Source organism: Streptomyces sp. NPDC059248 (assembly GCF_042753905.1).
Classification (GTDB): domain Bacteria; phylum Actinomycetota; class Actinomycetes; order Streptomycetales; family Streptomycetaceae; genus Streptomyces.
In genome coordinates, this window is record NZ_JBHYZV010000033.1 from 54,890 (window position 1) to 61,431 (window position 6,542).

The window sequence follows — 6,542 nt, forward strand, 5'->3', positions numbered from 1 at the left end:
CGGGCCCCGGCCGGGCGGGCGCCCGGGCCGCGTTGTCGGTGGGTCGGGACACAATGACGCGTACGGGGCCGTGAGCCGCGGTCCCGTACGCCGAAGGAGGCCCCGTGTCCGACGCCCCAGCCCCGCCGAGCCCGGCCGCGTCCGAACCGGACGACTCCGGAACCGCCGCCCTCGACCGCCTCGCCGAACTGCGCGAGGTGACCGTACGGGCCGGGGGCCGGGACCTCTGGATCACCCTCGACTCCGGGTACACCCCCCACTCCACCGAACCGCCGCTCGACCCCGGGGCGATCGCCGCCCTGCTGCCCCGGCTCCGCGCCCTCGTCGCCGACTTCGAGACCGTCAGGGCACGGGCCACCGGCTATCTGTGGGAGTGGGGCGCGACGGGCGACGAGCCGCCCGAGGAGAAGGCCGCGTTCCTCCGGGACATGGTTCCCACGACGCTGGCCGTCACCAGCGCCGCCGAACTCGAACTCCACTACGAAGACATGGGAGCCATGGGAGACACGGGCGACAGCTACATGATGGAGGGCTACTGGCCGGTCGTCCGGCACGACGGAGAACTGAACCCGGTCGCGGTCACCGTCGAGTCATGACCCGTCCCGAGCCGTCCCGCCCCGAGCCGTCCCGAGCCGCCGGTCCTGACCGGCCGCTTCGGGGAACCGGCGGCCCGATTCCGCGGCCGTCCGGCACCTCGCGGCCGGGGGAACCGTACGATCGGGGCTCCGACGTGAGGGGGCCCGTGGACATCACCCGGCTGAGCAATCCGTACGACTTCCGCAATCCGGTGCGCGACGCCGCGCACTTCGCCGGCCGGGGCGCGGAGATGTCGACCGTCCACTACCAGCTGAAGCAGGCGGGAGTCGGCAGACCCTCGGTCTGCGTCGTCCTGCACGGACAGCGCGCCGCGGGCAAGACGAGCCTGCTCAACGCCATCGACCGGATGGCGCGCGAGGACGGATACACCACCGTACGGGTCGAACTCCTCGTCGGCGACGGCGAACCCGTGGTGTTCTTCCGGAAGCTGTACGAGGAACTGGCCGTGGCCGTCGCCGAGGAGCCGGCGGGCCGCGACGGCGGTCCCCCCTTCGACGTGGCCGCGGTCCGCCGGGTGATGGCCGGGGCCGCCGCCCCCGCCCCCGGCGACCCGTGGCAGTTCCCGGAGGCCGTCGCGCTCGCCGGTCCCGGCGGACCCGTTCCCGAGGCGGCCCTCCGCGCCGACCTCACCCGCGTCGTGGGGCTGCTGCGCCACCCCTTGGTCCTCCTCGTCGACGAGGCCCAGGTCATGGCCGCCGACGCCCGGGTGCTCTCCGTGCTGCGCTTCCTCACCAGCCGGGTCGACGGCCTGGTCCTCGTCCTGGCCGGCACATCGGGGCTGATCGACCAGATCCGGGACGTCCACGCCCAGATACTCCGCCAGTTCACGGAGATCGAGGTCCGGCGGTTCACCACCCACGAAGAGGTCTTCGACTGCGTGGTCCGCCCACTGCGCGCCATCGGCCTGCCCGCCTCCATGGTGTCCGCGTCGATGGCCGGTGAACTGATGCGTCTGACCGGCGGCAACCCCTACGAGATCCAGCTGTACTGCCATGAGATCTTCGCCCGCAGGCAGCGCGGCCTGACCGACACGCTCCAGCTGACGACCGACGTCGTCGAGGCCATCCGCGCCGAACTGGAGACCGGCCGCGATCTGATGGAGCGCCCCCTGATCCGGGCGGTACGGGCGATGGACACCGAACAGCTCATCGCCTTCAACATCCTCACCTCGGCCCTCGGCGACGCCACGGCCGACGAGGTCTGGTTCGCCCATGTCCTCGGCGGCCCGCCGCAGATCACCCGGGCCGACTTCGAGCGGTGCCGCGCCCGGCTGGTGGCCGACGGCATCCTCGCCGACACCGAGGTCGTCGGCTTCGCCGCGGAGAGCGAACTCCTCGACGAGATCTACGCCCGCGTGTGGACCACGGGCCGGCTGCCGGATTCCCCGCACGCCCAGATCACGACCCGCGGCGGACTCCGGTCCCAGTTCGTCAACCGGATCCTGAAGCTGCTGCACGACTTCTCCGACCGGAGCCCGCTGCGGATCCTCCCCACCTGCTGCCCCGCGATGTCCGCGGACGATGTGCACCGCAACTTCGCCGCCCTGGACACCCTGCCCGACAGCGGCCCCGACGCCACCCCCACCGTCGACACGGCCCACTCCGCGATCCTCGGTGCCGGGGAGCCCGGCGCGCTCGATCTGACGACCGTCCGGTGCCGCTACGGCGAACTGACCGTCGAACGCTGGCTGTACGCCGCCGACCACGAGGACATCGAACTGACCGGGCGGCCCGAGTTCGCCGAAGCCGCCGCACGGATCGCCGCCTTCGGCGGTGAACTCTCCGCCGAACGGGTTCGGATCCCCCTGCGGAGCTGGCCCGCCGAGCAGTGGCTGGCCCGCGCCACCGGACGGCTCCGCGGAGATCTGGCGGAGAACCACAAGGCGGCGGCGTACGAACACTACGCGGACGGCGACCGAGAGGCCGCGCTCCGCCACTTCCGGCTCGCCTTCGAACTGATCCCGGACTGGGAACAGGCCAACAGTCTGTTGTATCTGTCCCTGGTCTCCGGCGACGCGCCCCAGGCACTGCACTGGGGAAGCCGCGCCCAGGCACTGGCGGACCACCCCGACGCCCGCGCCCTCAGTACGTACAACCGGGCCATGGCCCGACTGCTGGCCGGCGACACCGGCCGGGCGGGCGGACTGCTCGCCCGCGCCGCGGCCGAACTGGAGTCCCTCGGCGTCCCCGGGCAGCGGATGGACTATCTGATGCGGCCCGACCCGGCCGATCCACGGGTACTGCGCGAGGAGACCGACGTCGACCTGTACGCGGCGGTGTGCCACGCCCAGGAAGTCCTCGGCCTCCCCCCGGGCGGCGGGACATCCGCGTCCGCCGAAGCCGCCTCCGAAGGCACCATGTCAGAACCGGAGCCCGCGCGGCCCGTCGTCCTCGCCGTCGCGACCGAATGGTCCTCGTCGCACGGCGGCCTCAGCACCTTCAACCGCGAGCTGTGCCGGGCCCTGAGCGCAGCGGGCGCCGACGTGTACTGCGTCGTCCTCGACCCGACCGCCGACGAGCTGGCCCGCGCCGACGACGCCCGGGTGAACCTGCTCCCGGCCCGCCAGGTGGCGGGCGGCTCGGCCGATATGCGGCTCGCGGCCCGCCCCGGCCTGCCCGAAGGAACCACCCCCGATCTGATCGTGGGCCACGGCCGGATCACCGGCCCCGCCGCCGAACGGCTCGCCCAGGACTTCTATCCCGAGGCCAGGCGGCTGCACATCGTCCATATGGCACCGGACGAGATCGAATGGCACAAACGGGACCGCGCCGTCGACGCGGGCCGCCGCGCCGAGGACCGTACCGAGGTCGAACGGCTGCTGGGCGGCGGGGCGCACCGGGTCGTCGCCGTCGGACCCCGGCTGTACGACCAGTACCAGGCCGAGTTCACCACGGCGCCCCGGCCCCCGCTCCGGCTCGACCCGGGCTTCGACGGCGTTCCCGCGGCCGACGGATCCCGCACCCCGCCGGGCGGCGTGCCGTGGCGGGTACTGCTCCTCGGCCGTACCGACGACGCCGAACTGAAGGGCGTCCGGCTCGCCGCCGCCGCGTGCGGAAAGGTCGACCGCTGGGTTCGGGACGAGTGGACGGGCCAGGTCCGGCTGGTGGTCCGCGGGGCGCCGCCCGGTACCGCGGGGCGGCAGCGCGACGAGATCACCGGGTGGCCGGAGACGTCCGGGATGAGTGTGACCGTACGCGAGTACACCGCCCAGGAGACGGCGGTCGCCCACGATCTGGACACCGCGAGTCTCGTCCTGATGCCCTCGCGCACCGAGGGCTTCGGGCTCGTCGGGGTCGAGGCGATCACACGAGGCGTGCCGGTACTCGTCAGTACCGAGAGCGGCCTGGGCCAACTGCTGCGCGAGACCGTGGAGCCGCAGGTGGCCGCTCGGTTCGTGGTCCCCGTCACCGGGGATCTCGCCGCCGACACCGACACCTGGGCGCGGGCCGTCGACCGGGTCCTGAGGGACCGTGAGAACGCCTTCCTGCGCGTGGCGGAGCTACGGGACGTGCTGACCCGCACCAAGACCTGGGCGGCCGCGGCGGCCGCGGTGCTCGCGGAGGCGGCGACGACTGAGGACGACGACTGAGGACGAAGACCGGCCCGGCACGGCGCGCTGTGCGGTACGGCTCCGTCCGCTTCCGGGGGCTCTGGCGGCCGGGGCCGGGACGCTTCTAGGATGCGACATCTCCGGCGCCCGACCCGGCGCCGGACAGCGACCGCGCGGTCCGTCCGGCGACGCCACCGGGCCGCCCGACCCGGAAGGCAGCCGCCTTGACCACGACACTCCGACGCCGCGCGCTGACCACGGCGGCCGTTCTCGGGCTCGCCCTGACCTCCGCCCCCGCCGCCGCCGCGCACCCGGGACACCCGGGACACGGGAGCAATGCCCCGGTGCGGGTGTCCGTCACCGTCCAGGGACCCGAAGGACTCCTGTTCCGGGGGAAGGTCAGAACCCGGGGGCACGACGTCACCACCCCGAGCGGCGGCACCCACCGGTGCGACGGGACCAACGCGGGCGCCCACCCCACCGCCGTGCCCACCCCCACCGCGGCGCTCGACGACGCCGCCCGCACCCGGCACTTCGACTGGGACGGCACCTGGTACCCGGCCTTCGACGACTTCCTCGTGGAGAGCGTCAAGAACGTCAGCGGCGGCGGGGTCGCGTACTGGAACATATCCGTCAACGGCACCTCCATCCCGGTCGGCGGCTGCCAGTTCAAGCTGAACCCCGGTGACCGGGTCGCCTTCACCTGGACCGCTTTCTGAGCACCCTTCGGGCACCCGGCCGGGCGGGGCCTCCCGTGCCCCGCCCGGCCGGGGCCGTACCGCCGCGGGAATACCCGCTGGTGCGACCGCCCGCGATAACCGAGGATCACGTGGTGAACGAAACAGAACTCACCCGTATCACCGCCCCCGACGGAGTCGCCCCCGGGACGGGGTACACCCATGTCGTGTTCGGCACCGGGCGGCTGGTCGCCGTGTCGGGGCAGGTCGCCCTGGACGAGGACGGCGAGATCGTCGGCGCCGGTGACCCGGCCGCCCAGGCCCGGCAGGTCTTCGAGAACCTCCGCCGCTGTCTCGCGGCGGCCGGCGCGACCTTCGACGACGTCGTCAAACTCACCTACTTCATGACCGACATCGCCCATCTGTCGGCCGTACGGGACGTCCGCCGGGAATTCGTGGACTCCACGCGTCTTCCGGCCGGTTCCGCCGTCCAGGTGGCCGCGCTGTTCCGTCCCGGACTGCTGATGGAGATCGAGGCGTTCGCGCTGGTCGACCGGCCCGGCGGCTGACCGCACGCCGCGCCCCGCCGGATCTGTCTCACGACGGCGGCAGGTCGACTGTCTCGCCGTGTTCGTCGACCGTACGGGTCCGCCAGTAGACGTCCCACTTGTCGTCGACGTGCCGCGGGACCTTCCCCTCGGGGTAGCGTGCCCAGCCCTCGCCCGGCTCCTCGCCGTCCGGTACACAGGCCGATCCGCCGGTGCCGACGGCGAGGACCGGGTACTCGCCGCCGCCGCAGGAGGCATCCTTCAGCAGGGTGCCGCAGCCGGTCAGGGCGGCGAGCGCGGCGGCGGTCGAGAGGGCGGCGGCCGCGGTGATCCGGCGGCGTCCTGGTCGGGCTGCGGGCACGGTGGAGACTCCTGTCGTATCGGTACGCCGTCCACTGTCGCGTACCGCACGAGCCGACGCCTGAGTACGGGTACTCAACGCGCACCCGGACCGGGCCCGCGGGTTCAGTCGCGGCCGTCCGCGGCCGCCATGAGCGCCGCGAGGTCGAGCTTGCCCATCGTGAGCACGGCCCGCATGGCGCGGTCCGCCCTGGCCCGGTCGGGGCCGTCGATGAGATCGTCCATCCCGCGCGGCACGACCTGCCAGGACAGCCCGTACTTGTCCTTCAGCCAGCCGCACGGACCCTCCTGGCCGCCGTCCGCGGTGAGGGCCTCCCAGTAGTGGTCCACCTCCGCCTGGTCGTCGCACTCGACCAGCAGGGACACCGCCTCGTCGAAGGTGAACTCCGGGCCGCCGTCGATGGCGGTGAAACGCTGACCGTCGAGCTCGAAGTCCACGGTCAGCACGGTGCCCGCCGCACGCGGCCCGGCCTCTCCGTAGTGGGTGACGCGGGTGATGCGGGAGCGGGGGAAGACCGAGCAGTAGAACTCCGCCGCTTCCTTCCCCTGGGTGTCGAACCAGAGATTGGGGACGATCCGGGGCATGTCACACGCTCCTGGTTCCCGGCGCGGGGGCACCGCGCGCTTCCCGGGCCCGCCATCCACACGGACCCCTCGGGAAGGTGGACCCGTCCCGCCTCCGGAAATCATCGCCGGACCCGGCCGGCCCCGCACGCCCGCGACGCCGGCCGGGCGGTGACACCCCGGAGGGGCGGGGGCCGGGCGGAGCCCGGGGGCGGCCCCCCCGGGGGGGCGCGGCGGGGGGGGGCC

General features: G+C 73.5%; 6 protein-coding genes. 4 read left to right on the forward strand and 2 right to left on the reverse strand.

Annotated elements, in window-relative coordinates; all coding sequences use genetic code 11:
- The first annotated feature begins 104 nt into the window (after positions 1–104).
- From ACFXG1_RS16625 to ACFXG1_RS16640, 4 genes are all read left to right on the forward strand, one after another.
- A complete protein-coding gene (locus ACFXG1_RS16625) occupies positions 105–596 on the forward strand; it encodes a hypothetical protein (protein ID WP_384724502.1) in 492 nt (163 codons plus the stop codon).
- 134 nt (positions 597–730) lie between these two features.
- Positions 731–4,186, forward strand: coding sequence for an AAA family ATPase (locus ACFXG1_RS16630; RefSeq protein WP_384743149.1), 3,456 nt, complete (start codon positions 731–733; stop codon positions 4,184–4,186).
- Between the two features lie 185 nt (positions 4,187–4,371).
- Entirely contained in the window at positions 4,372–4,866 is a 495-nt protein-coding gene (locus ACFXG1_RS16635) for a DUF4430 domain-containing protein (protein WP_384743152.1), read from the forward strand.
- 113 nt (positions 4,867–4,979) lie between these two features.
- Positions 4,980–5,393: a RidA family protein gene (locus ACFXG1_RS16640; protein WP_384743155.1), complete on the forward strand. Its 414-nt coding sequence runs from the start codon at positions 4,980–4,982 to the stop codon at positions 5,391–5,393.
- Between the two features lie 28 nt (positions 5,394–5,421).
- Here ACFXG1_RS16640 and ACFXG1_RS16645 read toward each other — a convergent pair whose 3' ends face one another.
- Together ACFXG1_RS16645 and ACFXG1_RS16650 are read right to left on the reverse strand one after the other, a co-directional pair.
- Entirely contained in the window at positions 5,422–5,733 is a 312-nt protein-coding gene (locus tag ACFXG1_RS16645) for an SCO0607 family lipoprotein (protein WP_384724462.1), read from the reverse strand.
- Positions 5,734–5,837: 104 nt separating this feature from the next.
- Positions 5,838–6,317: a VOC family protein gene (locus ACFXG1_RS16650; RefSeq protein ID WP_384743158.1), complete on the reverse strand. Its 480-nt coding sequence runs from the start codon at positions 6,315–6,317 to the stop codon at positions 5,838–5,840.
- Between the last annotated feature and the right edge of the window lie 225 nt (positions 6,318–6,542).

Coding starts and splice junctions, on each gene's coding strand:
- ACFXG1_RS16650 (WP_384743158.1), bottom strand. CDS start 6,317: ATGCCCCGGATCGTCCCCAATCTCTGGTTCGACACCCAGGGGAAGGAA.